The organism is Streptomyces sp. ISL-11 (genome assembly GCF_018614525.1).
Lineage (GTDB): Bacteria > Actinomycetota > Actinomycetes > Streptomycetales > Streptomycetaceae > Streptomyces.
The window spans coordinates 13,313-36,889 of sequence record NZ_JAGGOL010000008.1 but is presented as its reverse complement, the minus strand read 5'-3'; the positions used below and the strand labels follow the sequence as shown (position 1 = coordinate 36,889).

The 23,577-nt window shown below is 72.7% G+C and carries 18 protein-coding genes; 12 read left to right on the top strand and 6 right to left on the bottom strand.

Annotated elements, in window-relative coordinates:
- Nucleotide 1 precedes the first annotated feature (1 nt).
- Together pcaG and J7E86_RS01695 are read left to right on the top strand one after the other, a co-directional pair.
- Complete coding sequence (pcaG, locus tag J7E86_RS01700; RefSeq protein ID WP_251018520.1) at nucleotides 2-601, top strand: protocatechuate 3,4-dioxygenase subunit alpha; 600 nt, start codon at nucleotides 2-4, stop codon at nucleotides 599-601.
- 36 nt (nucleotides 602-637) lie between these two features.
- Nucleotides 638-2,008, top strand: a complete 1,371-nt coding sequence (locus J7E86_RS01695) for an FAD-dependent oxidoreductase (RefSeq protein ID WP_215078995.1) — start codon at nucleotides 638-640, stop codon at nucleotides 2,006-2,008.
- Between the two features lie 162 nt (nucleotides 2,009-2,170).
- Here J7E86_RS01695 and hemE read toward each other — a convergent pair whose 3' ends face one another.
- Nucleotides 2,171-3,256 (bottom strand): uroporphyrinogen decarboxylase, encoded by a 1,086-nt coding sequence (gene hemE / locus J7E86_RS01690; RefSeq protein ID WP_215078994.1) that lies wholly within the window; start codon nucleotides 3,254-3,256, stop codon nucleotides 2,171-2,173.
- A gap of 91 nt (nucleotides 3,257-3,347) precedes the next feature.
- On the opposite strand from hemE, the gene J7E86_RS01685 reads away from it, so the two are divergent.
- From J7E86_RS01685 to J7E86_RS01665, 5 genes are all read left to right on the top strand, one after another.
- The gene (locus J7E86_RS01685; RefSeq protein WP_215078992.1) at nucleotides 3,348-4,025 is read left to right on the top strand and encodes a DUF3000 domain-containing protein; all 678 of its coding nucleotides are present in this window, start codon (nucleotides 3,348-3,350) and stop codon (nucleotides 4,023-4,025) included.
- Nucleotides 4,026-4,191: 166 nt separating this feature from the next.
- Nucleotides 4,192-4,854: a response regulator transcription factor gene (locus J7E86_RS01680; protein WP_215078990.1), complete on the top strand. Its 663-nt coding sequence runs from the start codon at nucleotides 4,192-4,194 to the stop codon at nucleotides 4,852-4,854.
- A gap of 111 nt (nucleotides 4,855-4,965) precedes the next feature.
- On the top strand, nucleotides 4,966-6,243 hold the full coding sequence (locus J7E86_RS01675) for a ribonuclease D (RefSeq protein WP_215078988.1): 1,278 nt from the start codon (nucleotides 4,966-4,968) through the stop codon (nucleotides 6,241-6,243).
- Between the two features lie 201 nt (nucleotides 6,244-6,444).
- Nucleotides 6,445-7,665: an acetyl-CoA C-acyltransferase gene (locus tag J7E86_RS01670; RefSeq protein WP_215078986.1), complete on the top strand. Its 1,221-nt coding sequence runs from the start codon at nucleotides 6,445-6,447 to the stop codon at nucleotides 7,663-7,665.
- Nucleotides 7,662-9,791 (top strand): 3-hydroxyacyl-CoA dehydrogenase NAD-binding domain-containing protein, encoded by a 2,130-nt coding sequence (locus J7E86_RS01665; RefSeq protein ID WP_215078984.1) that lies wholly within the window; start codon nucleotides 7,662-7,664, stop codon nucleotides 9,789-9,791. Before J7E86_RS01670 ends, J7E86_RS01665 begins: the two co-directional genes overlap by 4 nt.
- A 208-nt stretch (nucleotides 9,792-9,999) precedes the next feature.
- Here the strand turns inward: J7E86_RS01665 and J7E86_RS01660 are convergent, their stop codons facing one another.
- Nucleotides 10,000-11,031: a hypothetical protein gene (locus tag J7E86_RS01660; protein WP_215078982.1), complete on the bottom strand. Its 1,032-nt coding sequence runs from the start codon at nucleotides 11,029-11,031 to the stop codon at nucleotides 10,000-10,002.
- A gap of 186 nt (nucleotides 11,032-11,217) precedes the next feature.
- Here J7E86_RS01660 and J7E86_RS01655 point away from each other — a divergent pair, with 186 nt between their 5' ends.
- From J7E86_RS01655 to J7E86_RS01640, 4 genes are read left to right on the top strand one after another with little or no spacing between them, the layout of a single operon-like run.
- The gene (locus J7E86_RS01655) at nucleotides 11,218-13,425 is read left to right on the top strand and encodes a HAMP domain-containing protein (RefSeq protein ID WP_251018519.1); all 2,208 of its coding nucleotides are present in this window, start codon (nucleotides 11,218-11,220) and stop codon (nucleotides 13,423-13,425) included.
- A 3-nt stretch (nucleotides 13,426-13,428) separates the two neighbouring features.
- Nucleotides 13,429-14,637 (top strand): poly-gamma-glutamate synthase PgsB, encoded by a 1,209-nt coding sequence (gene pgsB / locus J7E86_RS01650; protein WP_215078980.1) that lies wholly within the window; start codon nucleotides 13,429-13,431, stop codon nucleotides 14,635-14,637.
- Nucleotides 14,634-15,116, top strand: a complete 483-nt coding sequence (locus J7E86_RS01645) for a poly-gamma-glutamate biosynthesis protein PgsC/CapC (protein ID WP_130881708.1) — start codon at nucleotides 14,634-14,636, stop codon at nucleotides 15,114-15,116. The genes pgsB and J7E86_RS01645 overlap by 4 nt, the downstream gene beginning before the upstream one ends.
- Nucleotides 15,117-15,150: 34 nt before the next feature.
- Nucleotides 15,151-16,233: a C40 family peptidase gene (locus J7E86_RS01640; RefSeq protein ID WP_215078978.1), complete on the top strand. Its 1,083-nt coding sequence runs from the start codon at nucleotides 15,151-15,153 to the stop codon at nucleotides 16,231-16,233.
- A gap of 58 nt (nucleotides 16,234-16,291) precedes the next feature.
- On the opposite strand, the gene J7E86_RS01635 is transcribed toward J7E86_RS01640, so the two are convergent.
- Nucleotides 16,292-17,374, bottom strand: coding sequence for a hypothetical protein (locus tag J7E86_RS01635; RefSeq protein WP_215078976.1), 1,083 nt, complete (start codon nucleotides 17,372-17,374; stop codon nucleotides 16,292-16,294).
- Between the two features lie 129 nt (nucleotides 17,375-17,503).
- Between J7E86_RS01635 and J7E86_RS01630 the strand changes: the two genes are divergently transcribed.
- A complete protein-coding gene (locus J7E86_RS01630; protein WP_215078974.1) occupies nucleotides 17,504-17,902 on the top strand; it encodes an NTP pyrophosphohydrolase in 399 nt (132 codons plus the stop codon).
- Here the strand turns inward: J7E86_RS01630 and J7E86_RS01625 are convergent.
- The 3 genes from J7E86_RS01625 to dxs form a co-directional block, all read right to left on the bottom strand.
- Nucleotides 17,823-19,403: a glycosyltransferase family 39 protein gene (locus tag J7E86_RS01625; RefSeq protein WP_215078972.1), complete on the bottom strand. Its 1,581-nt coding sequence runs from the start codon at nucleotides 19,401-19,403 to the stop codon at nucleotides 17,823-17,825. The genes J7E86_RS01630 and J7E86_RS01625 overlap by 80 nt on opposite strands.
- A gap of 87 nt (nucleotides 19,404-19,490) precedes the next feature.
- Complete coding sequence (locus J7E86_RS01620) at nucleotides 19,491-20,987, bottom strand: amino acid permease (protein ID WP_215078970.1); 1,497 nt, start codon at nucleotides 20,985-20,987, stop codon at nucleotides 19,491-19,493.
- A 473-nt stretch (nucleotides 20,988-21,460) separates the two neighbouring features.
- Entirely contained in the window at nucleotides 21,461-23,446 is a 1,986-nt protein-coding gene (dxs, locus tag J7E86_RS01615) for a 1-deoxy-D-xylulose-5-phosphate synthase (protein ID WP_215078968.1), read from the bottom strand.
- Between the last annotated feature and the right edge of the window lie 131 nt (nucleotides 23,447-23,577).

Here is a 23,577-nt window from a genome sequence, read left to right as displayed (position 1 = left end):
CATGCACGGGATAGCGATGCCCGGCACCCCGTCCCAGACCATCGGCCCCTTCTACGGTGACGCCCTGCCCTTCCCCGGCGGTGGCGACGTGGCGCCCACCGGGCACCCGGAGACCGTCACCGTGCACGGCCACGTCTTCGACGGCGCCGGCGCGCCCGTACCCGACGCGCTGCTGGAGTTCTGGCAGGCGGACCGGGACGGCTCGCTCGCGGGCGCGCCCGGCAGCCTGTGCCGCGACGGGGCGTCCTTCACGGGCTTCGCCCGCGTCACCACCGGCCGCGACGGCCACTACGTGCTGCGCACGCTGCTGCCCGGCGGCGTCCCCTACCTCGCGCTGTGCCTCTTCAGCCGCGGCCTGACCCGGCACCTGTTCACCCGCGTCTACTTCACCCTCCCCGCCGAGGACCCCCTCCTCGCCTCCCTGCCGACCGACCGGTGCCTGACCCTGCTGGCCGCCCCGGACCCCGCCCGCCACCGCGCCTACCGCTTCGACGTACGGCTGCGCGGCGAACGCGAGACGGTGTTCCTGGACTTCACCGACACCCCGGCATCCGACGGCACGTCAGCCCACCAGGGCTCCCCCGGCGATGGGGGCGTCTAGCCTGGGCCGTCCGAACGGCGAGAGGGTGGGCGGACGATGACGGCACAGCGACTGGTGGTCATCGGGGGCGACGCGGCGGGCATGTCCGCGGCCTCCCGGGCGCGCAGGGGCAGGAAGCCCGGCGAACTGGAGATCACCGCCTTCGAACGCGGCCGGTTCACGTCCTATTCGGCGTGCGGCATCCCCTACTGGGCAGGCGGCGAGGTCGACGGGCCCGACGCACTGATCGCACGGACCGCCGAGGAGCACCGCGAGCGCGGCATCGACCTGCGGACGCGCACGGAGGTGACGGAGCTGGACATCGAGGGGCAGCGGGTGCGGGCCCGCGACCTGGAGTCCGGCGCGGAGAGCTGGCACGGCTACGACCACCTGGTGGTGGCGACCGGCGCCCGGCCGGTGCGGCCGCCGCTGCCCGGCATCGACGCGCGCGGGGTGTACGGCGTGCAGACCCTGGACGACGGGCAGGCCCTCATCGACGGGCTGGAGCGGGCGCGGGGCCGCCGGGCGGTGGTCATCGGCGCCGGGTACATCGGCGTGGAGATGGCCGAGGCGCTGGTCCGGCGCGGTTACGCGGTGACGGTCGTCGAGCGCGCCGAGCAGCCGATGTCGACCCTCGACCCGGACATGGGCCGGCTGGTGCGGGACGCGATGTGCGGCATGGGCATCGAGGTGGTCACGGGCGCCGAGGTCACCGAAGTCCGCACCGGCCCGGACGGCGAGGTCGCCGCCGTCGCCACGGACGCGGCGGAGTATCCGGCCGATGTGGTGGTCCTGGGCCTGGGGGTGCGGCCGGAGACCTCTCTCGCCCGCGCGGCCGGGCTGCCGCTCGGCGCCTCGGGCGGCCTGCTGACGGACCTGGCGATGCGGGTGCGCGGCCACGAGAACGTCTGGGCCGGCGGCGACTGCGTCGAGGTGTGGGACCTGGTCGCGGGCCGCACCCGGCACATCGCGCTGGGCACCCACGCCAACAAGCACGGCCAGGTCATCGGCACCAACATCGGCGGCGGCTACGCCACGTTCCCCGGCGTGGTCGGCACGGCCGTCAGCAAGGTCTGCGATCTGGAGATCGCCCGCACCGGCCTGCTGGAGGCCCAGGCCAGGGCGGAGGGCCTGCGGTTCGTGACCGTGACGGCCGAGTCGACGAGCCGCGCCGGCTACTTCCCCGGCGCCCGCCCGATGACCGTCAAGATGCTCGCCGAACGCCGTACGGGCCGTCTCCTGGGCGTCCAGATCGTCGGCCGCGAGGGCGCGGCGAAGCGGGTGGACGTGGCGGCGGTGGCCCTGACCGCCCGGATGACGGTGGAGGCGATGACGGCGCTGGACCTGGGCTACGCCCCGCCGTTCTCTCCGGTGTGGGACCCGGTCCTGGTGGCGGCCCGCCGCGCGGCCGCGGCCGTGGCCTCGTAACCGGGGCTCCGCCCCGACCTCTGTCCTCGATCGCCGGACGGGCTGATTTTCAGCCCGTCCGGCGATCGAGGACACGGCACAGCCAGCCCGTCCGGCGATCGAGGACAAGAAACGGCGAGAAGCGCGGGGCAGGGGCAAGTCCCCCACCCCGGCGCCGACCGGCTAGCGCACCGTCCGCTCGTGAACGTACTCGACGAGGTGGGTGAGCGCGTCCGGGTCCGTCGTCGGCATCACACCATGACCGAGGTTGAACACATGGCCCTCCAGGCCGCTCGCCGCCTTCAGGACCTCGTCGGTCTTCGCCTTCACCGCCTCGCGCGGGGCGAAGAGAACGGTCGGGTCGAGGTTGCCCTGCAGCGCCTTGCCGGAGCCGACGCGGCGGGCGGCCTCGTCGAGCGGGACGCGCCAGTCGACGCCGACGACGTCCGCACCGGCCTCGCCCATCAGGCCGAGCAGCTCGCCGGTGCCCACGCCGAAGTGGATGCGCGGCACGTCGTAGCCGGCGACGGAGTCGAAGACCTTGCGGGAGGCCGGCATGACGTAGCGGCGGTAGTCGGCCGGGGCGAGGGCGCCGGCCCAGGAGTCGAAGAGCTGGACCGCGCTGGCGCCCGCCTCGATCTGAACGCGCAGGAAGGCGGAGGTGATGCCGGCGAGCCGGTCCATGAGGTCGGCCCACAGCTGCGGGTCGCCGTACATGATGGCCTTGGTGTTCTCGTACGTCCGCGACGGCCCGCCCTCGATGAGGTAGCTGGCCAGGGTGAAGGGCGCGCCGGCGAAGCCGATCAGCGGCGTGGCGCCCAGCTCGGCGGTGAGCATGCCGATGGCCTCGGTGACATAAGGGACGTCCAAGGGGGCGAGGGCGCGCAGCCGCTCCAGGTCCGCGCGGGTGCGGATCGGCTCCGCGACGACCGGGCCGACGCCCGGCTTGATGTCGAGGTCGACGCCGATGGCCTTCAGCGGGACGACGATGTCGCTGAAGAAGATCGCGGCGTCGACGTTGTGGCGGCGCACGGGCTGGAGAGTGATCTCGGTGACGAGCTCGGGCCGCATGCACGACTCCAGCATCGGGATGCCCTCGCGCACCTTGCGATACTCCGGAAGTGAGCGTCCGGCCTGCCGCATGAACCACACCGGCGTGTGCGGTACGGGCTCACGTCGGCACGCCCGCAGGAACGCCGAGTCGTACGCCGCGGTGCGGCCGGTCTGCTGCTGTCCGGCGGGCTGGCCGGCGTCCGTGCGCTCACTCATGTCCCAAATCTTCGCACGGGCCGAACGAGTGACCCGCCCATGTGGGTGTCCCTACCCGGAACGGGGCCCGCTTCCGCCTAGTCTTCCGGGCATGGCTGCGGCGCAGGGACACCTCTCGGATGGTCCGGACGACGCGGACGGGGACGGCTCCCCGTCCGTCTTCCGGCAAGCGGTGGCCGGGTTGCAAGGGGTACGTCTGCGACCCGAGATCGAGCTCGACGCGACGCCGCCGCCCCAGCGGCTCGCCCCCTTCTCGTACGCCCTGGAGGCGGCGGTCGTCGTCGACGACGAGGAACTCGCGGACGGGCGGCTGATCCTGCTGCACGATCCGGCGGGGCACGAGGCGTGGGGCGGTACGTTCCGGCTGGTGACGCTGGTCCACGCGGACCTGGAGCCGGAGATGGCGGCGGACCCGCTGCTGCCGGAGGTGTGCTGGACGTGGCTGACGGGCGCGCTGGAGGCCCGCCGGGTGCCGTACGGCGCGCCGAGCGGGACGGTCACGCGGGCGAGTTCGCACTACTTCGGCGGGCTGCGGGACCGGGAGCCGTCGACACGGATCGAGATCCGCGCGTCGTGGTCCCCGGAGGAGCCGCCGGCGGGGCCGGGCCGCAAGGGCGAACAGGGCGGCGGCGCGGGGGTGCCGGACACCGCCGCACACCTCGCGGCCTGGTGCGATCTACTCTGCCAGATCGCGGGACTGCCGCCGGGCGGGTCGCCCGACGCGGGGGTGGTGACGCTTCCTCAGCGCCGCGATCCGCAGAGTCGTTGATCGATCAACCGTCCTAATTGCCCGAATTGTTACTCATCAATTCGTGATCTTCCCCTAAAGCCGGGACGCTTCGGTGCCGAAGAGGCTTGTGACCCTTCCCATACGGATCGCCCCGGCTTACCCCCAAAGTCGGCACCGTCCCCGCCACTCCCCCCATGGAGGCTTGGTGTCCGTTCTCCTCGAGCAACCTGCGAGCCTCGCCTACCGCCCGAACAAACCGACGGCCATGGTCGTCGTCGCCGACCCCCGTGTCCGCTCCACCGTCACCCGCCACCTGTGGGCGCTGGGGGTGAGAGATGTGATCGAGGCGTCGTCCATCGCGGAGGCGCGCCCCCGCGTCGGCAATCCGCGCGACATCTGCGTGGCCGACGTCCACCTTCCCGACGGCTCGGGACTCACCCTGCTCTCCGAGACCCGTGCCGCCGGCTGGCCCAACGGTCTCGCCCTGTCCGCCGCCGATGACATCGGCGCCGTGCGCAACGCCCTCGCGGGCGGCGTCAAAGGCTATGTCGTCACCGGCACCCGCACCAATCTCGGCCTGCCCGGCCGCCCCGGCGCCGCCCCCATCGGCGCCGCCGCCGCGGCCCGCATGCACCGCCGCCCGCCCGGCGCGCCCGGCCACCCCGGCGGTTACCGCGAGCTGTCCGGCCGGGAGGTCGAGGTACTGCGGCTGGTGGCGGAGGGCCAGTCCAACAAGGCCATCGGCGTCTCGATGGGACTGTCCGCCCTCACCGTCAAGAGCCACCTCGCCCGCATCGCGCGCAAGCTCGGCACGGGCGACCGGGCCGGCATGGTCGCGGTGGCCCTGCGCACCGGCATCATCCACTGACCGCTCGCCACGGGCGGACCGGGCCCATGAGAAGGCGGCGAAAAGGCACCACGCCCGCCGACGGGGACGTTCCGTCGGCGGGCGCTTGCCATACACAGATACCCTTGAGCGGTGACCGACGCCCAAGAGACCGCAGCAGAGACGACACTGCGAACCACCGGGGGCGGCCCCCCGGACGACGTCGATTCGGCGCCGATCCCCTTGCTGGAACCACGCGAAGGCATTCCGCCGGTCGTCGCCGACAACGATGCCCTGGCCGAGATCGTCGCGGCGTTCGCAGCGGGCTCCGGCCCCGTCGCCGTCGACGCCGAGCGTGCCTCCGGCTACCGCTACGGCCAGCGCGCCTACCTCGTACAGCTGCGCCGTGAAGGCGCGGGCTCCACCCTCATCGACCCGGTGGGCTGCCCCGACCTCTCCGCCCTCGGCGAGGCCCTCGGCGACACCGAATGGGTGCTGCACGCCGCCACGCAGGACCTGCCGTGCCTGCGCGAGATAGGGATGACGCCGTCGCGGCTCTTCGACACGGAGCTCGCGGGACGGCTCGCGGGGTTCGCCAGAGTGGGACTCGGCGCCATGGTCGAGAACGTCCTCGGCTACGCCCTGGAGAAGGGCCACTCCGCCGTCGACTGGTCCACCCGGCCGCTGCCCGACCCCTGGCTGCGCTACGCCGCGCTCGACGTGGAGCTCCTCGTGGACCTGCGCGACGCGCTGGAGGAGGAGCTGGAGCGGCAGGGCAAGCTGGAGTGGGCCCGCCAGGAGTTCGCGGCGATCGCCGCGGCGCCGCCCGCCCCGCCGCGCAAGGACCCCTGGCGCCGTACCTCCGGCATGCACAAGGTCCGCCGGCGCCGGCAGATGGCCGTGGTGCGCGAGCTGTGGACCGCCCGCGACGAGATCGCCCAGCGGCGCGACGTCTCCCCGGGCAAGGTGCTCGGCGACGCCGCGATCATCGAGGCCGCCCTGAACACCCCGCCGAACGTGCAGGCCCTGGCGGCCCTGCCCGGTTTCGGACACCGGATGAGCCGCAAGCAGCTGGAGCAGTGGCAGGCGGCGATCGACCGCGCCCGCGCGATCCCGGACGCCGAGCTGCCGCAGCCCGGCCAGCCCCTGACCGGCCCGCCGCCGCCGCGCGCGTGGGCGGACAAGGACCCGGTGGCCGCCGCCCGGCTCTCGGCGGCTCGCGCCGCGGTGTCGGCACTGGCCGAGCGGCTCACCATGCCGCAGGAGAACCTGATCACCCCCGACACGGTGCGCCGCCTGTGCTGGGAGCCCCCGGCGAAGGCGACCCCCGAGGCCGTGGCCGAGGTGCTGGCCGCGCACGGCGCCCGTCCCTGGCAGATCGAACAGGTCACGCCGATCCTGGTCACGGCGCTGAACACCCCGGCGGCCTGACCGCACGCGCACAGGCCCGGACCTCGCCGGAACGGCGGGGTCCGGGCCTTTTCCACGGGATCTCCGATGTGACCTTCGCCGCCCCCGGAGGGGACTGGGCAGCGTGGTTACCCACAAGTAGCATGAAGGCATGAGTCCGCGCCGCGGCGGCGCCGTACCGGCATGCCCGCGCGCAGCGATCCACCTTGGAGGAGAGCCAACGTGCCTCGTACCGCTAGGGACGTCGTCTTCGTCGACGGCGTCCGCACCCCGTTCGGCAAGGCGGGCCCGAAGGGCATCTACCACGAGACCCGCGCCGACGACCTCGTCATCAAGTGCATCCGTGAGCTGCTGCGCCGCAACCCGAACCTGGACCCCGCCAAGATCGACGAGGTCGCCATCGCCGCGACCACGCAGATCGGCGACCAGGGCCTGACCCTGGGCCGCACCGCCGGCATGCTCGCGGGCCTGCCGCAGACCGTGCCCGGCATGTCCATCGACCGCATGTGCGCCGGTGCGATGACCGCCGTCACGACGGTCGCCGGTGGCGTCTCCTTCGGCGCGTACGACATCGCCCTGGCCGGCGGCGTCGAGCACATGGGCCGGCACCCGATGGGCGAGGGCGTGGACCCCAACCCGCGCTTCGTGTCGGAGAAGCTGGTCGACGACTCCGCCCTCGTCATGGGCATGACGGCGGAGAACCTGCACGACCGCTTCCCGCAGCTCACCAAGGAGCGCTCGGACGCCTACGCCGTCCGCAGCCAGGAGAAGGCCGCCAAGGCGTACGCCGACGGCAAGATCCAGGCCGACCTGGTGCCGATCTCCATCCGCCGCACCACGCCCGAGGGCGGCGAGCTGGGCTGGGGCCTGGCCACCGCCGACGAGCCGATGCGCCCGGGCACCACGATGGAGGGTCTCGCCAACCTCAAGACCCCCTTCCGCCCGCACGGCCGGGTCACCCCGGGCAACGCCTCCGGCCTCAACGACGGCGCCACCGCCTCGCTGATCGCCGCCGAGGACGTGGCGCGCGAGCTGGGCCTGCCGGTCCGCATGCGCCTGGTGTCGTACGCGTTCGTGGGCGTCGAGCCCGAGGTGATGGGCTACGGCCCGATCCCGGCGACCGAGAAGGCCCTCGCCAAGGCGGGCCTGACGATCGACGACATCGGCCTGTTCGAGCTGAACGAGGCGTACGCGGTGCAGGTGCTCGCGCTCCTGGACCACTACGGCATCGCGGACGACGACCCGCGCGTCAACCAGTACGGCGGCGCGATCGCGTTCGGCCACCCGCTGGCCTCGTCGGGCGTGCGCCTGATGACGCAGCTGGCCCGGCAGTTCGAGGAGCAGCCGCACGTCCGCTACGGCCTGACCTCCATGTGTGTCGGCCTCGGCATGGGCGGAACGGTCATCTGGGAGAACCCGCACTTCGACGGAGGCAGCAAGTGAGCACGACCGCTGAGCTTTTGAAGGGGGCGGCAGAGCTGTTCCCCGGTGAGGTCGTGACGCAGGCGCACGTGCGCCACTTCGACCTTCCCGGCGGTGCGGGCGCGTTCGCGCTCATCACGCTGGACAACGGCCTGGACCACACCAAGCCGACCACCTTCGGTCCGCGTTCGCTCGCGAACCTCGACGCCGCGATCGACCAGGTCGAGGCGGAGGCCGCGGCCGGGAAGATCGTCGGCGTCGGTGTCACCGGCAAGCCGTTCATCTTCGCCGTCGGCGCCGACCTCAAGGGCGTGGAGCTGCTGGCCCGTCACGAGGACGCACTGGCCATCGGTAAGGGCGGCCACGACGTCTTCAAGCGGCTGTCGTCGCTGGCGGTGCCGACCTTCGCGTACTACAACGGCGCGGCCATGGGCGGCGGCGTCGAGGTCGGCCTGCACTGCTCGTACCGCACGGTGTCCAAGGCCATCCCGGCCTTCTCGCTGCCCGAGGTCTTCCTCGGTCTCGTCCCGGGCTGGGGCGGCTGCGCGCTGCTGCCGAACCTCATCGGCGCCGACCGCGCGGTCTCGGTCATCATCGAGAACTCGCTCAACCAGAACAAGCAGCTGCGCGGCAAGCAGGTCTTCGACCTGGGCATCGCCGACGCGATCTTCGAGGGTGCCGACTTCCTGGAGCAGTCGCTGCTCTGGACCGCGTCCGTCCTCAAGGGCGAGACCGAGGTCGTACGCCCGGAGATCGACCGCGGCGAGGCGTGGGACCAGGCCGTCGAGCGCGGCCGGTTCATCGCGGACTCCAAGGTGCACGGCGCGGCCCCGGCCGCCTACCGCGCGCTGGAGATCATCGCCGCGGCGAAGAACGGTGACCTGCGCGCCGGCTTCGACGCCGAGGACCAGGCCCTGGCGGACCTGATCATGGGCGGCGAGCTGCGCAGCGGCATCTACGCCTTCAACCTGGTGCAGAAGCGCGGCAAGCGCCCGGCCGGCGCCCCCGACCGCAAGCTGGCCCGCCCGGTCACCAAGGTGGGCGTCGTCGGCGCCGGCCTGATGGCCTCTCAGCTCGCCCTGCTGTTCCTGCGCCGCCTGGAGGTGCCGGTCGTGCTGACCGACATCGACCAGGAGCGGATCGACAAGGGCGTGGGCTACGTCCACGGCGAGATCGACAAGCTGCTCGCCAAGGGCCGCATCGGCCAGGACAAGGCCAACCGCCTCAAGGCGTCGGTGACGGGCTCCCTCGACAAGGCCGCCGCCTTCGGCGACGCGGACTTCGTCATCGAGGCCGTCTTCGAGGAGATGGGCGTCAAGCAGCAGGTGTTCGCCGAGGTCGAGGCGGTCGTTCCGGCCCACACGATCCTGGCGACCAACACCTCCTCGCTGTCGGTCTCCGAGATGGCGTCGAAGCTGAAGCACCCGGAGCGGGTCGTCGGCTTCCACTTCTTCAACCCGGTCGCGATCCTCCCGCTGCTGGAGATCGTCCGCGGCGAGCAGACGGACGACGCCGCGCTGGCCACCGCCTTCGGCGTCGCCAAGAAGCTGAAGAAGACCGCGGTGCTGGTGAAGGACGCCCCGGCGTTCGTCGTCAACCGCATCCTCACCCGCTTCATGGGCGAGATCCAGAACGTCATCGACGAGGGCACCCCGGTGGTCACCGCCGAGAAGGCCGTCGAGCCGCTCGGTCTGCCGATGTCCCCGCTGGTGCTCCTGGAGCTAGTCGGCCCGGCCATCGGTCTGCACGTCTCCGAGACGCTCAACCGTTCCTTCCCGGACCGCTTCACGGTCTCGCCGAACCTGGCCGCCGTGGTCAAGGCCGGCAAGCGCGGCTTCTACGTCTACGACTCCGGCAAGCCGGAGCTGGACCCCGAGGTCGCCGCGCTCCTCAAGCAGGGCGACGTCGTCCTGACCGAGGAGCAGGTGCGCGAGCGGGTCCTGGACGCCGTCGCGCAGGAGATCGGCCTGATGCTGGACGAGGGCGTCGTCGCCGAGGCGCAGGACATCGACCTGTGCCTGATCACGGGCGCGGGCTGGCCGTTCCACCTGGGCGGCATCACGCCGTACCTGGACCGCGAGGGCGTTTCCGAGCGGGTCGTCGGCCGGCGGTTCCTGGCCGAGGGCGTGGCGAGCGTTCCCGCGTAGCGTCGCCGAGTGGGTGGGTTCGGGGCTCCGCCCCGGACCCCGGTCCTCAAACGCCGGACGGGCTGGCTGTGCCTGTGTCCTCAATCGCCGGACAGGCTGCATTCCAGCCCGTCCGGCGTTTGAGGACACAGCGCGGCCAGCGCGTCCGGCGATTGAGGACAAGAAACGGTGAAAGCGCGGGGCAGGGGCAGCGTTCGCCCTCTCCCACCTACGGCCGCCTCGCACTCCACTCGCCGACAACCTCCGTCAGCGCGCCCACCGCCTGCGCCACGAGACCGTCGTCCATCCGCACCCGCCGACTGTGCTCCACATGCAAGAACGGCACATCCGCCGCCGCCGCGTGGTCGCCCTCCACATTCGTGCGCCCCTCCAAGGGGCCGCAGTAGCGCTCCCACACTTCGCACGCCCTCAGCTCCCGCGCGCGCAGCGCCCCGGCCAGGCGGCGGGCCGACGGCAGTGCCGCGTCGCCCTTGCCGGTCGAGACGACCACGTCCTGGCCGGGCAGGCTGCTGTCCGCGAAGCCGTGCACCTGGAGGGCGGGTAGCCCCCGGTCGGCGAGCGCGTCGGAGACCGCGGCGAAGACGGAGTCGCGCCGGTGCGCCACGTCCGCGGCGTCGCCCGCGGCGTTGCGGTGCGCGCCCGCCAGGACCATGACGCCGCCGGGAGTGCCGCGCAACAGGCCGACGCCGAGCTGCTCGGTGCGCTGGTCGGCGGTGGGGTGCGGAACCTGCACCTGCCAGCGGGCCGGGCCGCGCAGATCCACGTAGACCCGCCCCCAGCCGCGCCGGGCCTCGCCGTCGGCGGTGGCGTCGGCGACCTCGGCGACCTGCCGTGCGCCGACGCGGTCGACGAGGGTCCGTACGGTGTAGCCCGCCTTGGACAGCGCCCGCAGCGCCCCGGCGCGATCGCCGCCCAGGAGGACGCGGACGCCGTCGGCGACGGCCCGGCGGTCGCGTTCGGCCGGCACCCGGTAGGTGCCGGCCTGGGTGATCCGGTCGGTGAAGTCCGTCACCCGCTGCCGGAGGTCCACGGTCTCCGTCGCGGTGGCGCGGTGTTCGACGGCCGTGGGCGGACGGGCGGGGTCGGAGGGGTGCGAGCAGCCGGAGAGGGTGCCCAGCGCCAGCACGAGCGCGGCGACCGGCGGCAGCACGGATCGCGCGACCCGAAGAGCATGCGGTGTGCCCGACTTGAGCATCATGTCGGGCAACGCGCCCCACCACGGCACTCCGCTGCGCCTCACGCCCTCACCGGCCCTTACGTCATGTCACTGGCAGATGCACGTACATAGGGCGTGTCCCAGCGGCCTTTTGGAAACGCTTTGATTATTGCTTAGGATTCAACGGCTCCACGCCTCACCCGCACGCGCCGCAGACAAGTCAACGCATTCCGTCGTCCTGGCCAGCCCGTGCCGTGGTCGAAAGGAATCATGTTGTCCGCTCCGCGCGGTACGCGCCGGCGCAAGATGCGCCGTCGCGCCGACATGCCCCTCCTCGGAGGCGCCCGGCCCCCGATCGCCGCGCTGCTGGCCCTGCTGCTGGCCGTGGCGGGGGCGACGGCCCTGGTGCTGGGCGACCGCGACCGGGCGGGGACCGACACCGCGGTGCTCACCTCGCAGCAACGCGTGGCCGAGGACGGCGCCCTGTCGCTGCGGGCCTCGCTGGACGAGAGCGTCACCGACCTCCAGCGCGCGGCGGCCCTCTTCACCGGCCCCGCACCCGTGCCCGCCGACACCATCCTCGACAAGCTCGGCAAGGTCTACAGCAAGTGGCGCGGCATCGCCGTCATCGACCCGGCCGACGGCACCCTGCTCGCCGCGCGCGGCGAGAACATCCCCCTCGGCACCGTCCTCAAGAGCGGCGGCACCGGCAAGAGCGACGCGCAGGACGCCCTCGGCCCGCAGCTGGTGCGGCTGCGCTCGGGCGAGACGCGGATGCTGGTCGTGGCCGCCCTGCGCGCCGGCGGCGACAAGCGCCCGCGCCTGCTCGTCGCCTCCGGCACCCTGAACGTCCCCGGCATCTCCACCGGCGAGAACCGTTCCCTGCTCGTCGTCGACTCGGCCGGCACCGTCCTGGCCAGCGACGGCCCCTCGGTGGCCCGTACGTCCTGGGCCAAGCGGGTCGCGAAGACCGCCGCCGCGGACTTCACCAAGACCTTCGAACCCGGCGGCCACCCCGGTTCCAGCGGCCATCTGATGGGGACGAGCGGCAGCGGCCACACCCGTACGGCCGTGGGGTACGCGGCGGCCGCCCGCGCGCCCGGCGAGAGCAGCCCCGCCGGCGCCCTGGGCCTGTCGGTGATCACCTCGGTCAAGGTCACGCAGGACTCGCACGCCGTGCGGACGCAGGCGTTCGGCCTGGTGGCCGGGGGCATCCTGCTTCTCCTGGCGCTGCTGGTGACCTGGGTGCTCATGCGCACGGTCCAGCGGCCGCTGCTCCAGCTCTACGTGGAGAGCCGCCGGCTCGGCCGCGGCGAACTCGACCGTCCCGTCCGGAGCTTCCGCGGCCGCGAACCGGCCCGTGTCGGCGCCGCCCTGGAGAGCCTGCGCCGCCAGTGCCTCGGTGAGCGCGCGCCGGGGCGCACCGGCCGGGCCCGCGGCGGCTTCGGCACCCGCGCCACCGTCATCTGCTGCGGTGTCCTGCTGCTCGCGTGGGCCGCGCCCCTCCTGCTGCTGCTCAACCGCGCCGGCGGCGGCGTGACCGTACCCAAGCAGCTCGTCGAGGACCAGCGGCGCCGTACCGACACCGCCGCCGACCGGGTCCGCAAGGCGCTCAACGAGGGCTGGGCCGACGTCGCCTCCGTCGCTCAGATCGTCGGCGCGGGCGGCGGCAAGGACGACAGCGCCGACAAGGCCGTCCTGGAGACGACGCTGCGCGAGCACCCGCGCTACCGCTCGGTGTACGTGCTCGACGGTGCGGGCACGGTCCTCACCCGGGCCGGTGCCACGCCGCGCCACCCCGCCGGGCACAAGCCCTACGAGGACTCCGTCGCCCAGCTCAACACCTCCGGCAAGGAACCGGCCGTCGCCGCCTACGCCGCCGTGCCGGACGGCAAGGGCCGTACGGTGGTCGGCGAGTACGACCCGCAGTTCCTGATCTCCATGGTGACGCGGCCCGGTCTCGGACAGGTCTGGCTGATCGACGCCAAGCACCGGATCATCGCCGCCGACCGCCCGCACGGCTTCCGCGCGTTCTCCAAGCTGCCCGGCGGTCACCTGGACGACCTGGCGGTCAAGGCCCGCAAGGACAGCAACGGAAAATCGATTCTGCACCGCTCCTCGCGCTCCTCCTCCCTGGCGGCCGCCGCGCCCTTCACCGGCGGCGGGGCCGTCAAGGACCTCGGCTGGCAGGTCGTGAGCGAACAGCCGACGTCCTGGCTGGAGCTGCCCGAGTACACCGCCGAGCGGCACACCATGCTCGCCGGCCTGCTCGGGGTGACCGCCGCCGTCGCCTGCCTGGGCTGGCTGCACATCATCGTGATCCGCCCGCTGCGCGCCCTCGCCGACCGGGCCGAGGCACTGGCCACCGGTGACCGCAAGACCGTCCTCTTCCCGCAGCACCACGACGAGGTGGGCGCGGTCGTACGCAACCTGGAACTGATCCGGCAGCGGCTGGCGCGACCCTTCGGAAGGAACTGACCCGTGCTCTTCCTCTACACGGTCCTGGTGATCTGCTGCGCGATCGTGCTGGTCGCCGGGGTCATCGAACAACGCCGCCACTTCACCAACCTGGACCTCATCCCCACCCGGGTGCTCATCAACGGCATCCGCGGCAAGAGCTCCATCACCCGGCTGTGCGCGGGCGCGCTGCGCGGCGGCGGGCTGATCACCGTCGCCAAGACCACGGGAACGGCGGCGCGCTTCATCCACCCCGACGCCACCGAGGAGCCGGTCTACCGCAAGTTCGGCATCGCCAACGTCGTCGAGCAGATCGGCATCGTCCGGCGCGCCGCCGCCTACCGCCCGCACGCCCTGGTGATCGAGTGCATGGCCGTCATGCCCGCGCTCCAGGAGGTCAACCAGACCAAGCTGATCCGCAGCACCATCGGCGTCCTGTGCAACGTCCGCGAGGACCACCTCGCCGAGATGGGGCCGACCCTCGACGACGTCGCCCGGTCGCTGAGCCGGTCCATGCCGCACGGCGGGATCTGTGTGACGGCCGAGCGCGACCGGCTGCACATCCTGCGCGAGGAGGCCGCCAAGCGCGACTGCAGGCTCATTGCCGTGGACCCGGAGACCGTCAGCGACGCCGAGCTGCGGGGCTTCAGCTGGTTCACGTTCAAGGAGAACGTGGCCATCGCGCTGGCCGTCGCCGAGCTGCTCGGCGTCGACCGGGCCACCGCGCTGCGCGGGATGTACGACGCGCCGCCGGACCCCGGTGTGCTGTCGGTGGAGCGCTACCGCACCCGCGAGGGCATGCCCTTCCGCTTCGCCAACATCTTCGCGGCCAACGACCCCGAGTCGACCCTGATGAACGTCGAGCAGCTGCTGAGCCTCGGCGCCGTCGACCGCCCCCTGCACGTACTGATCAACTGCCGCCCCGACCGCGTCGAGCGCAACGGCCAGATGGGCGAGATCATCCCCCGGCTGGCCCCCGACTCCGTCTTCCTGATCGGCCACCCCACAAAGAGCGCCCACGACGCGATCCCCGCCGAGTGGCGCGAGCGGGTCGTCGACCTCGGCGGCGACCGCCGCGACGCGGCCGAACTGGAGAACGAGATCCTGGGCCGGCTCGGACCCGGCGCCTCGCTCGTGGCCATCGGCAACATCCACGGCCAGGGCGAGCTGCTGCTGGAGCGGCTGGCCGAACTGCCCACCGACGAACCGCAGACTTCAGGAGAGCTCCGTTGATCCCCGCCGTCCTCACCCCGGAGATCGCCGCCATCGGGATCGCCCTGGGCCTGCTGTTCTCGCTGGTCTGCTACCTCACCACCAACCTCTCCCCCGGCGGCATGATCACCCCCGGCTGGCTGGCCCTCACCCTGGTCGAGGACCTCCAGCGCGCGGCCATGGTCGTCGGCATCACCGTGCTGACGTACCTGTCCACGCTGCTGCTCCAGCGGTACGTCATCCTCTACGGCAAGCGGCTGTTCGCCGCGGTCGTGCTCACCGGCGTGGTGCTCCAGGCGACCCTGTACGTCATCCTCCAGCAGCAGTTCCCGCTGATGTACGCCAACCAGACCCTCGGCTTCATCGTGCCCGGTCTGATCGCCTATCAGCTGGTGCGCCAGCCCCGCGGGGCGACACTGCTGGCCACGGGCACGGTGTCGCTGGCCAACTACGTCGTGCTCACCGCCGGCATCCTGCTCGGCTTCATGCCCACCGCCTGATCCCCCTTTTTTGACCCCCACGGAGCGCAGCCTCATGTCCCGCAAGACGAAGGACCGCAAGAAGCAGGGCCCGTCCCGCCGCCGCGCGGTGCACACGCTGGTCGTGCTCGGTCTGCTCGGCGCCAGCGCGTACCTCACCGTCGAGCTGCGCGACAAGCAGCCCGACGCCGCGCCTCCGGTGCGGTCCGTGGGCGGCTCCGCGCCCACCGCGGGCGCCAAGGCGATGACCGGCGAGCGCCGCTACGAGCGCCTCGCCAGCCCCGCCCGTACGGTCGTGCGCGCCGCGGACGGCTCGGTCCTGGCCACCCTCACCGACGGCGCCCGCACCGCGGTCCTCACCGGCCCCAGCCGTACGTTCACCGAGCCGAAGTACACCTCCGCCAAGGTGACCACGGACAGCTGGGTGCGGCTGCTGCCGCAGGCGTGGAAGGAAGGCTCGGAGAAGGCCGCGTGGTTCACGGAGTGGTTCGGGGCGTACCTCGGCAGCAAGGAGCCCGACGTCCTGGCGTTCTCCATGGACTACCTGGAGGGCGCCCCGCAGAAGAAGGACGTCCGGGGCCTGGCCTATGCCGGTGACGCGCAGTTCGGGCCGGTGAACCCGAAGGGCTCCGAGGCGGGCGACATGCGCCTGGAGCAGTCCGATTTCTACGACTACCTGGGTATTCCGTACACCTTCCGGGACGGCACCGTCGAGCGTCCCGAGGCGCAGCGGCTGCGCTCGATGGACTGCTCGGGCTTCGTCCGCACCGTCTTCGGCTACCGGGCGCGCTATCCGCTGATGGGCAAGGACGTCAAGGGCGACGGCCTGCCGCGGACCGCCGACGGCATGGCCCGCCTCTCCCCCGGTGTGCCGGTGCTGGAGCTGACCGGGAAGCGGCCCGAGGCCACGGACCGGCTCCAGCCGGGCGACCTGGTCTTCTTCGAGATCGACAAGCGCACCGGCGAGCGTCTCGACCACGTCGGCATCTACCTGGGCCTGGACACGGACGGCAAGCCGCGCTTCATCTCCAGCCGCGAGGAGGCCAACGGCCCGACCTTCGGCGACAAGGGCGGCACGGCCCGCCTGGACGGCAACGGCTTCTACGCGGCGGGCCTGCGCAGCGCGAAGCGGCTGTAAGGAAAGCCCGGCCGCCCCTCAAGCCCGTCCGGGGTGGGGTGGGGGAAGAGGCCCACCCTCAGACCCGCACCCAATCCCCCATGACCAGACCCGCACCGGCCCGCTGCCGGGCGACGCGCAGACGCCCGTCCATGCCCAGCACCGCCACCACCACCCGTCCGCGCGCGTCGAGCGCCAGCGCCGGTGCTCCCGAGAACTCCTCGCCCGTCTCCGACCACTGCGCGCCCACCGTCTCGTCGCCGCTGGGGAACGCGGCGAGCGCCGGCAGTCCGGAGGCGGCACGCTGCGCCAGGACGGTGCAGTCGTGGCCGTCGAGCATCGTGTGCAGCGCGGCGACGGGGCCGGTGCCGGTGGTGCCCAGGGAGACGGCCGCGGGCTCGGCGTCACCGGCGGTGTCCGTGTCCGGCGGCAGCACGTGGAGCGCGGAGTCGGCGTCCTCCCGCCAGAAGTGGGTGACGCGGTCGTCGCCGGTGGGCGCCGACGTGGAGGAGCAGGCCGCGGGCTTGGCGGGGATGTTGCGGGCGCGCCGCAGCGGACCGCCGGGTTGCTCCTGGCGCCAGCGCAGCACGAACTCGGCGGCGGGGGCGAGGAGTTCGACCCGCCCGTCGGGCGTCGCGCCGGCCGAGAGGCTGTCGAGGACGTGACTGCCCTTCAGGTCCGCCCAGGGGCCCCAGATCCCGCGCGCGTCCATGCGCCGCCCGCACACCCCGCCGCCGGAGTTGCGGACGAAGAGGTGGAGGCCGGTGGAGTCGACGACCGCCGCGGGGACGCCGATCTGGTCGGCCCGCTGCCGGTCCTGGCCGTGCGGGGTGCCCACCGACCGCCAGTTGGTCAGCGGCCGGCCCGACTGGAACTGCGTAGCGTAGACCACCTCGGTCTCGGTGCGGTCCCCCTCGTCGCTCTGGACGACGCGGCGGCGCACGCCCGCGAGGTACGCATAGCCCTGCGCGGTGCGCGCTATGGAGAGGTACGGCTCCAGGCCGGGCGCGGACAGCAGCTCCGGGCCGCTCCACTCGGGGCCGCCGGGCCGCGTCTCGGTCCAGCGGACCACGCCGCCCTCAGCCGGCGCCCAGGCCGTCAGGCGGCCGTCGCCGCCCCGCAGGAGCCAGCCGGTTACCGGGGTGGCCGTACGCACTGCCATGACTCGCTGCCAGCCTTTCTCACACGCGGGCTCGTTTGCGCGTCGCGCGGACCCCGTTTGTCGACCCTCGACAATAACATCGAGCGGGTCCGCCGATTCCGCCCGGAAGCGCCGTGGGAGGCTGTGCGCATGAGCGCTCTCCTCGTCGTGGACGCCGCGAATGTCGTCGGATCGGTGCCCGACGGCTGGTGGCGCGACCGCCGGGGCGCGGCGGAGAAGTTGCGCGACCGGCTCGCCGCCCGCGCGGCGGCCGACGAGCCGGTGCTGCCGGCGGACTCCGTGGAACCGCCCCTGACGGCCCCTCCGGAGATCGTGATGGTGGTGGAGGGCGCCGCGCGCGGCGTGGAACCGGTGCCGGGCGTACGGGTCGAGTCGGCGGACGGCAGCGGCGACGACCGGATCGTGGAGGTGGTGGCGGAACGGGAGCCGGGACGCCGCTGCGTGGTCGTCACCGCCGACCGGGAGCTGCGCGCGCGGGTACGGGCGCTGGGGGCGGAGGTCGCGGGGCCGCGCGCGGTCCGGCCGTGAGCGCCGGCGGGTCGGGGATCCGCACGTACAGCACCGCGCCGTCGGCCGCGCCCACCCGCTCGTAGGACCGCTCGAGGACGGCTCGCAGCGAGGGCAGGCGGGACGGCGCGTAGGGCTTGCCGCGCGAGTCGTCGACGATGAGTTCGGGCGGGCGGCGGCGCAGCTCGCGCCGGAAGACGGGCCAGGAGCCCGGTACCCCGTACGCCTCGCCGACGCGTGAAGGGCCGCGCCCGCCGCTGTAGTTGGTGAGCAGCCCGGCGGTCAGGAAGCGGCCGGCGGGCGGCCGGCCGGCGAGCCAGTACTGCTCGGGGTGCATGCCCCAGAAGAGCACGCGGGCGGTGGGCGCGGTGCGCTCGCGGACGGCGCGGGCCACCTTCACGGAGTGCGGCAGGTCGGGCGGTTCGCCGGTGAAGCCCCAGCACAGGAACCAGCCGCAGGAGAGCACCGACAGTCCGCCCGCCGTCAGCAGCATGCGCCGGGGTAGTGAGCACAGCGCACACGTGCCGAGGAGGGCGAGCGGCGGCAGGAGCTGGAGGTAGTAGTGGCCGAAGAAGTGGAAGCCGGTCGCGACGGCGACGGCGGAGGCGGCGAGCCACAGCCACAGTTCGGGCGGCGCGGCGCGGCGGCGGGCGAGCACCAGGGCGCCGGCCGGCACGAGCAGGCCCGCGCAGGCGAGGCAGACGACGGAGGCGTTGGCGGCGGCCCGGTCGATCGCGAGCAGCACGGAGCCGGCGACGGAGGCGTACGTGCCCGAGCCGGTCACCGACCAGAACAGCAGCCGGGCGGGGCCGGTGACGCAGGCGACGGCGGCCACCGGCAGCACGGCGCCGAGCGTGAGGGCGGCCGCGCCCGCGGCGCGGCCGCGCGCCGTCCACAGCAGCAGGAGGACGGGCGCGAGGACCGCTCCCCCGGTCTGCTTGGTGAGCATCGCCGCCGCAACGGCCAGCCCGGCGGCGCCCCAGCGGCCGCGGTCGGCGCACCACATGGCCGCGACCGTCCACGGCACCATGAACACCTCGAAGGCGGCGGCCTGCGCGTCCTCGGGGGCCAGCCCGATGGACACCAGCAGATACAGGGCCCCGGCCGTGCGGCCCGCGCGCTCGCCCCAGCGGCGGCGGGCGAGGGAGGCCAGCAGCACGGCCGTCAGCAGCTGGGCGAGGACCGCGAGGGCCTTCAGCGGCAGCAGTGAGCCGTCGCCGAAGAGGGTGAAGCACAGTTCGTAGAGCCAGGGCAGCACGGGCGGCTTGCGGTCGACGACGGTGCGGTAGAGGACGGCGCCCTGGGTGAGCATCCGGGCCTCGGTGGCGAGGAAGCCCTCGTCGGGGTTCCACAAGGGGCGGGCGAAGGACGGCAGCCGGGTGACGACGGCCAGGACGGCGAGGAAGGGCAGCAGGCCGGGCCAGAAGCGGCCGGTGCCCGGGGCGGCGGCCGGCTCGTCGCGCAGCCGTGCGCGCGGCACCGGGGCGGCGGCCGGGGCGGGTGCGCGCTGTGCGACGGGCATGCAGGTCAACCTAGGGTGCGTCCTCGGGCGGCACGGTGCGCAATCGCCGGGCGGGCCCGATTTTCGGACCCGCCCGGCGGTGGGTGCCTACGGCACGCGGCTGTGCCGCCGCCCGTAGACGAAGTACACGACGAAGCCGAGGACCATCCAGGCGGCGAACCGCAGCCAGGTCTCGGTGGTGAGGTTCAGCATCAGCCACAGCGAGGACAGGACCGACAGCACGGGCACCACCGGGACGAGCGGGGTGCGGAAGGCCCGGGGCAGGTCGGGGCGGGTGCGGCGGAGGATGACGACGCCCAGGGCGACGACGACGAACGCGAAGAGCGTGCCGATGTTGACCAGTTCGGCCAGGACGTCGATGGAGGTGAAGCCCGCCAGGACGGCGACGACGAGACCGAGGAGGATCGTGGAGCGGTAGGGCGTGCCGTACTTGGGGTGGACGCGGGAGAAGATGCGCGGCAGCAGCCCGTCGCGGCTCATCGCGAAGAACACCCGGCTCTGGCCGAGCAGCAGGATCATGCAGACGGTGGTCAGGCCGACGGCCGCGCCGAAGCTGATCAGGCCGGCCCAGAAGGGGTGGCCGGTGGCCTTGAACGCGTCGGCGAGCGGCGCGTCCGTGGACAGCTCGCTGTACTTCTGCATGCCGGTGACGACGACGGACACGGCCACGTAGAGCACCGTGCAGATGGCGAGCGAGCCGAGGATGCCGCGGGGGACGTCGCGCTGGGGGTTGCGGGTCTCCTCGGCGGCGGTGGCGACGATGTCGAAGCCGATGAAGGCGAAGAAGACCACGGCGGCGGCCGCGAAGATGCCCATGGTGCCGAAATTCGAGGGCGCGAAGCCGAAGATGACCTGGATCAGGGGTGCCTTGATGTCGGTGCCGGCCGCCGTGCCCTGGGACTCGGGGACGAAGGGGTGGTAGTTGGACCCGGTGACGAAGAAGGCGCCCACGATGATCACGATCAGGACGACGGTGAGCTTGATGGCGACGACGACGGCCGTCACCCGCGACGACAGCTTCATGCCGAGGACGAGGATCGCGGTGAGCACCAGGACCAGGGCGCAGGCGAGGATGTCAAAACCGAAGCGGCCCTCGTGGGTGCCCTCCAGGACCCTCGGCAGGTGCAGTCCGGCGTTGTCCATCAGGGAGCGGATGTAGCCGGACCAGCCGACGGAGACCACGGCACAGCCCAGGGCCAGCTCCAGGATCAGGTCCCAGCCGATGATCCACGCGGGCAGCTCGCCGAGGGAGGCGTACGAGAAGGTGTACGCGGAGCCGGCGACCGGCACGGTGGAGGCGAACTCGGCGTAGCACAGGGCCGCGAGCGCGCACACGACGCCGGCGAGGACGAAGGCGAGCGCCACCGACGGGCCGGCGTTCTCCTTGGCGACCTTGCCGGTCAAGACGAAGATGCCGGTGCCGATGACGACACCGACGCCGAAGACCGTGAGGTCCAGGGCGGTCAGCGACTTCCGGAGCGCGTGCTCCGGCTCCTCGGTGTCCCGGATGGACTGTTCCACCGTCTTGGTCCGGAAGATGCCGCGCCTGCCGCGGCTGTTCCGGAGGGGTTGCTCCGTGCTCATCGGCCCACCTCCACCTGATCGACCTGCGTCGACCTGCGTCACCCTGCGTCGAACTGCGTCGCGCCGCTCTGCCCGGCGCTCTGCCCGCGAACTGAGCGAGTGTCCGCGATGATCCGGTCCGCACCGGGGCGGGACCGGCCACCCACGTCAGGATTCACCCGATGGGACGCAGCCGTACATATGCGTACGGGCCGACCGGACCACCCGGATAGGTGGTGACCGATCGGCCCGTGGCCGTGCGGAGGGGGGTGCCTGCTGTGCTGTGTCGTCCGCACCACAGCTGCGTGGTGGTGTCCTCAAGCGCGGACGGCCTGAAATCAGCTGAGCTCAGCCGAAATCAAGCCCGTTGGGGGCACCCCCAGCGGGCTGAAGGGGGCTGAGCCCTGCCGAATCAAGCCCGTCCGGCGATTGAGGACGCGCCCGCAGGGCGCTCGCCGCCGCAGGCGGCAAAGGCAGCCCGCAGCCGGAACCGCCTAGTCGCGCGCCGCCTCAGCGGCACCCGCATCGGCGCTCTCCGTCACCCCCGTGGCCTCGGCGACGACCTCCGCGCCGGCCGGGTCCGCGGTCTCGTCGTAACGGCCGTCGATCTTGGCGACGAGGCCGGTGACCTGGCGTGCGATGTCCGGTGCGGTGAGCCCGATCTCGGCCATGACCTCCTTGCGGGAGGCGTGGTCGAGGAAGCGCGGCGGGATGCCGAAGTCACGCAGCGGCAGGTCCACGTCCGCGTCGCGCAGCGCCTGGGCGACGGCCGAACCGACACCGCCGACCCGGCTGTTGTCCTCGACCGTGACGACGACGCGGTGCGCGGCGGCGAGCGCGGGCAGCGCCTCGTCGACGGGCTTGACCCAGCGCGGGTCGACGACGGTGGAGGAGATGCCCTGCCGGTCGAGGAGAGCGGCGATCTCCAGGCACATCGGGGCGAGGGCGCCGACGGAGACGATGAGGACGTCCGGCCGCTCGGTGGTGTCCGCGGGGCGGCGCAGCACGTCCATGCCGCCGATCCGGCCGACGGCCTCGACGGCGGGGCCGACCGCGCCCTTGGAGTAGCGCACGACGGTCGGCGCGTCCTTGACGTCGACGGCCTCGCGCAGCTGGGCGCGGACCTGGTCGGCGTCGCGCGGGGCGGCGATCCGCAGGCCGGGGACGACCTGGAGGATCGACATGTCCCACATGCCGTTGTGCGAGGCGCCGTCCGTGCCGGTGACCCCGGCCCGGTCCAGGACGAAGGTCACGCCGCACCGGTGCAGCGCCACGTCCATCAGGACCTGGTCGAAGGCGCGGTTGAGGAAGGTGGCGTACACCGCGAAGACCGGGTGCAGGCCGCCCGTGGCCAGACCGGCCGCGGAGGTGGCCGCGTGCTGCTCGGCGATGCCGACGTCGTAGACGCGGTCGGGGAACACCTTGGCGAACTTCTCCAGGCCGACGGGCTGGAGCATGGCCGCGGTGATCGCGACGATGTCCTCGCGCTCGCGCCCGAGCTCGACCATCTCGTCGCCGAAGACGGAGGTCCAGTCCGCGCCGCCCGAGGAGACCGGCAGACCGGTGTCGGGGTGGATGACGCCGATGCCGTGGAAACGGTCGCCCTCGTGCTGCTCGGCGGGCTTGTAGCCGCGGCCCTTCTGGGTGAGGCAGTGCACGATGACGGGGCCGCCGAAGCGCTTGGCGCGCTGGAGGGCGGATTCGAGGGCCTCGATGTCGTGGCCGTCGATGGGGCCGATGTACTTCAGGCCCAGGTCCTCGAACATGCCCTGCGGGGCGATGAAGTCCTTCAGACCCTTCTTCGCGCCGTGCAGCGTCTCGTAGAGCGGCTTGCCGAGGACGGGCGTGCGCTCCAGCAGGTCCTTGCCGCGGGCCAGGAACCGCTCGTATCCGTCGGTCGTACGGAGTGTGGCCAGGTGATTGGCCAGACCGCCGATGGTGGGGGCGTAGGAGCGCTCGTTGTCGTTGACGACGATGACGAGCGGGCGGTCCTTGGCGACCGCGATGTTGTTGAGCGCCTCCCAGGCCATGCCACCGGTCAGGGCGCCGTCACCGATGACGGCGACGACGCGGTCGTCGGTGCCCCGCACCTGGTTGGCCTTGGCGAGGCCGTCGGCCCAGCCCAGGACGGTGGAGGCGTGGCTGTTCTCGATGACGTCGTGGTCGGACTCGGCGCGCGACGGGTAGCCGGACAGGCCGTCCTTGGCACGCAGCCGGGTGAAGTCCTGGCGGCCGGTGAGCAGCTTGTGCACATAGCTCTGGTGCCCGGTGTCGAAGAGGACCTTGTCCTTCGGCGACTCGAAGACCCGGTGCAGGGCGATGGTGAGCTCGACCACCCCGAGGTTGGGACCGAGGTGTCCGCCGGTCTTGGCCACGGCGTCGACCAGGAAGGTCCGGATCTCCGCGGCCAGCCGGTCGAGCTGCTCCGGGCTCAGCCGGTCCAGATCGCGCGGTCCCCTGATGCGGGATAGCAGCGCCACCCGTGCCTCCTTAAGCGTTCGAGCTGTCGAGCTTTGCCGGTCTGTCGAGTCTAATCTTCCGCCCGCGGTGGCGGTGAACGGGTGGTGCGAGGTATGTCACGCGATCGGCGTAGCCCGGCTTCATAGCGGAC

Coding starts and splice junctions, on each gene's coding strand:
- pcaG (WP_251018520.1), top strand. CDS start 2: ATGCACGGGATAGCGATGCCCGGCACCCCGTCCCAGACCATCGGCCCC.
- J7E86_RS01695 (WP_215078995.1), top strand. CDS start 638: ATGACGGCACAGCGACTGGTGGTCATCGGGGGCGACGCGGCGGGCATG.
- hemE (WP_215078994.1), bottom strand. CDS start 3,256: ATGAGTGAGCGCACGGACGCCGGCCAGCCCGCCGGACAGCAGCAGACC.
- J7E86_RS01685 (WP_215078992.1), top strand. CDS start 3,348: ATGGCTGCGGCGCAGGGACACCTCTCGGATGGTCCGGACGACGCGGAC.
- J7E86_RS01655 (WP_251018519.1), top strand. CDS start 11,218: ATGTTGTCCGCTCCGCGCGGTACGCGCCGGCGCAAGATGCGCCGTCGC.
- J7E86_RS01640 (WP_215078978.1), top strand. CDS start 15,151: ATGTCCCGCAAGACGAAGGACCGCAAGAAGCAGGGCCCGTCCCGCCGC.
- J7E86_RS01635 (WP_215078976.1), bottom strand. CDS start 17,374: ATGGCAGTGCGTACGGCCACCCCGGTAACCGGCTGGCTCCTGCGGGGC.
- J7E86_RS01630 (WP_215078974.1), top strand. CDS start 17,504: ATGAGCGCTCTCCTCGTCGTGGACGCCGCGAATGTCGTCGGATCGGTG.
- J7E86_RS01625 (WP_215078972.1), bottom strand. CDS start 19,403: ATGCCCGTCGCACAGCGCGCACCCGCCCCGGCCGCCGCCCCGGTGCCG.
- J7E86_RS01620 (WP_215078970.1), bottom strand. CDS start 20,987: ATGAGCACGGAGCAACCCCTCCGGAACAGCCGCGGCAGGCGCGGCATC.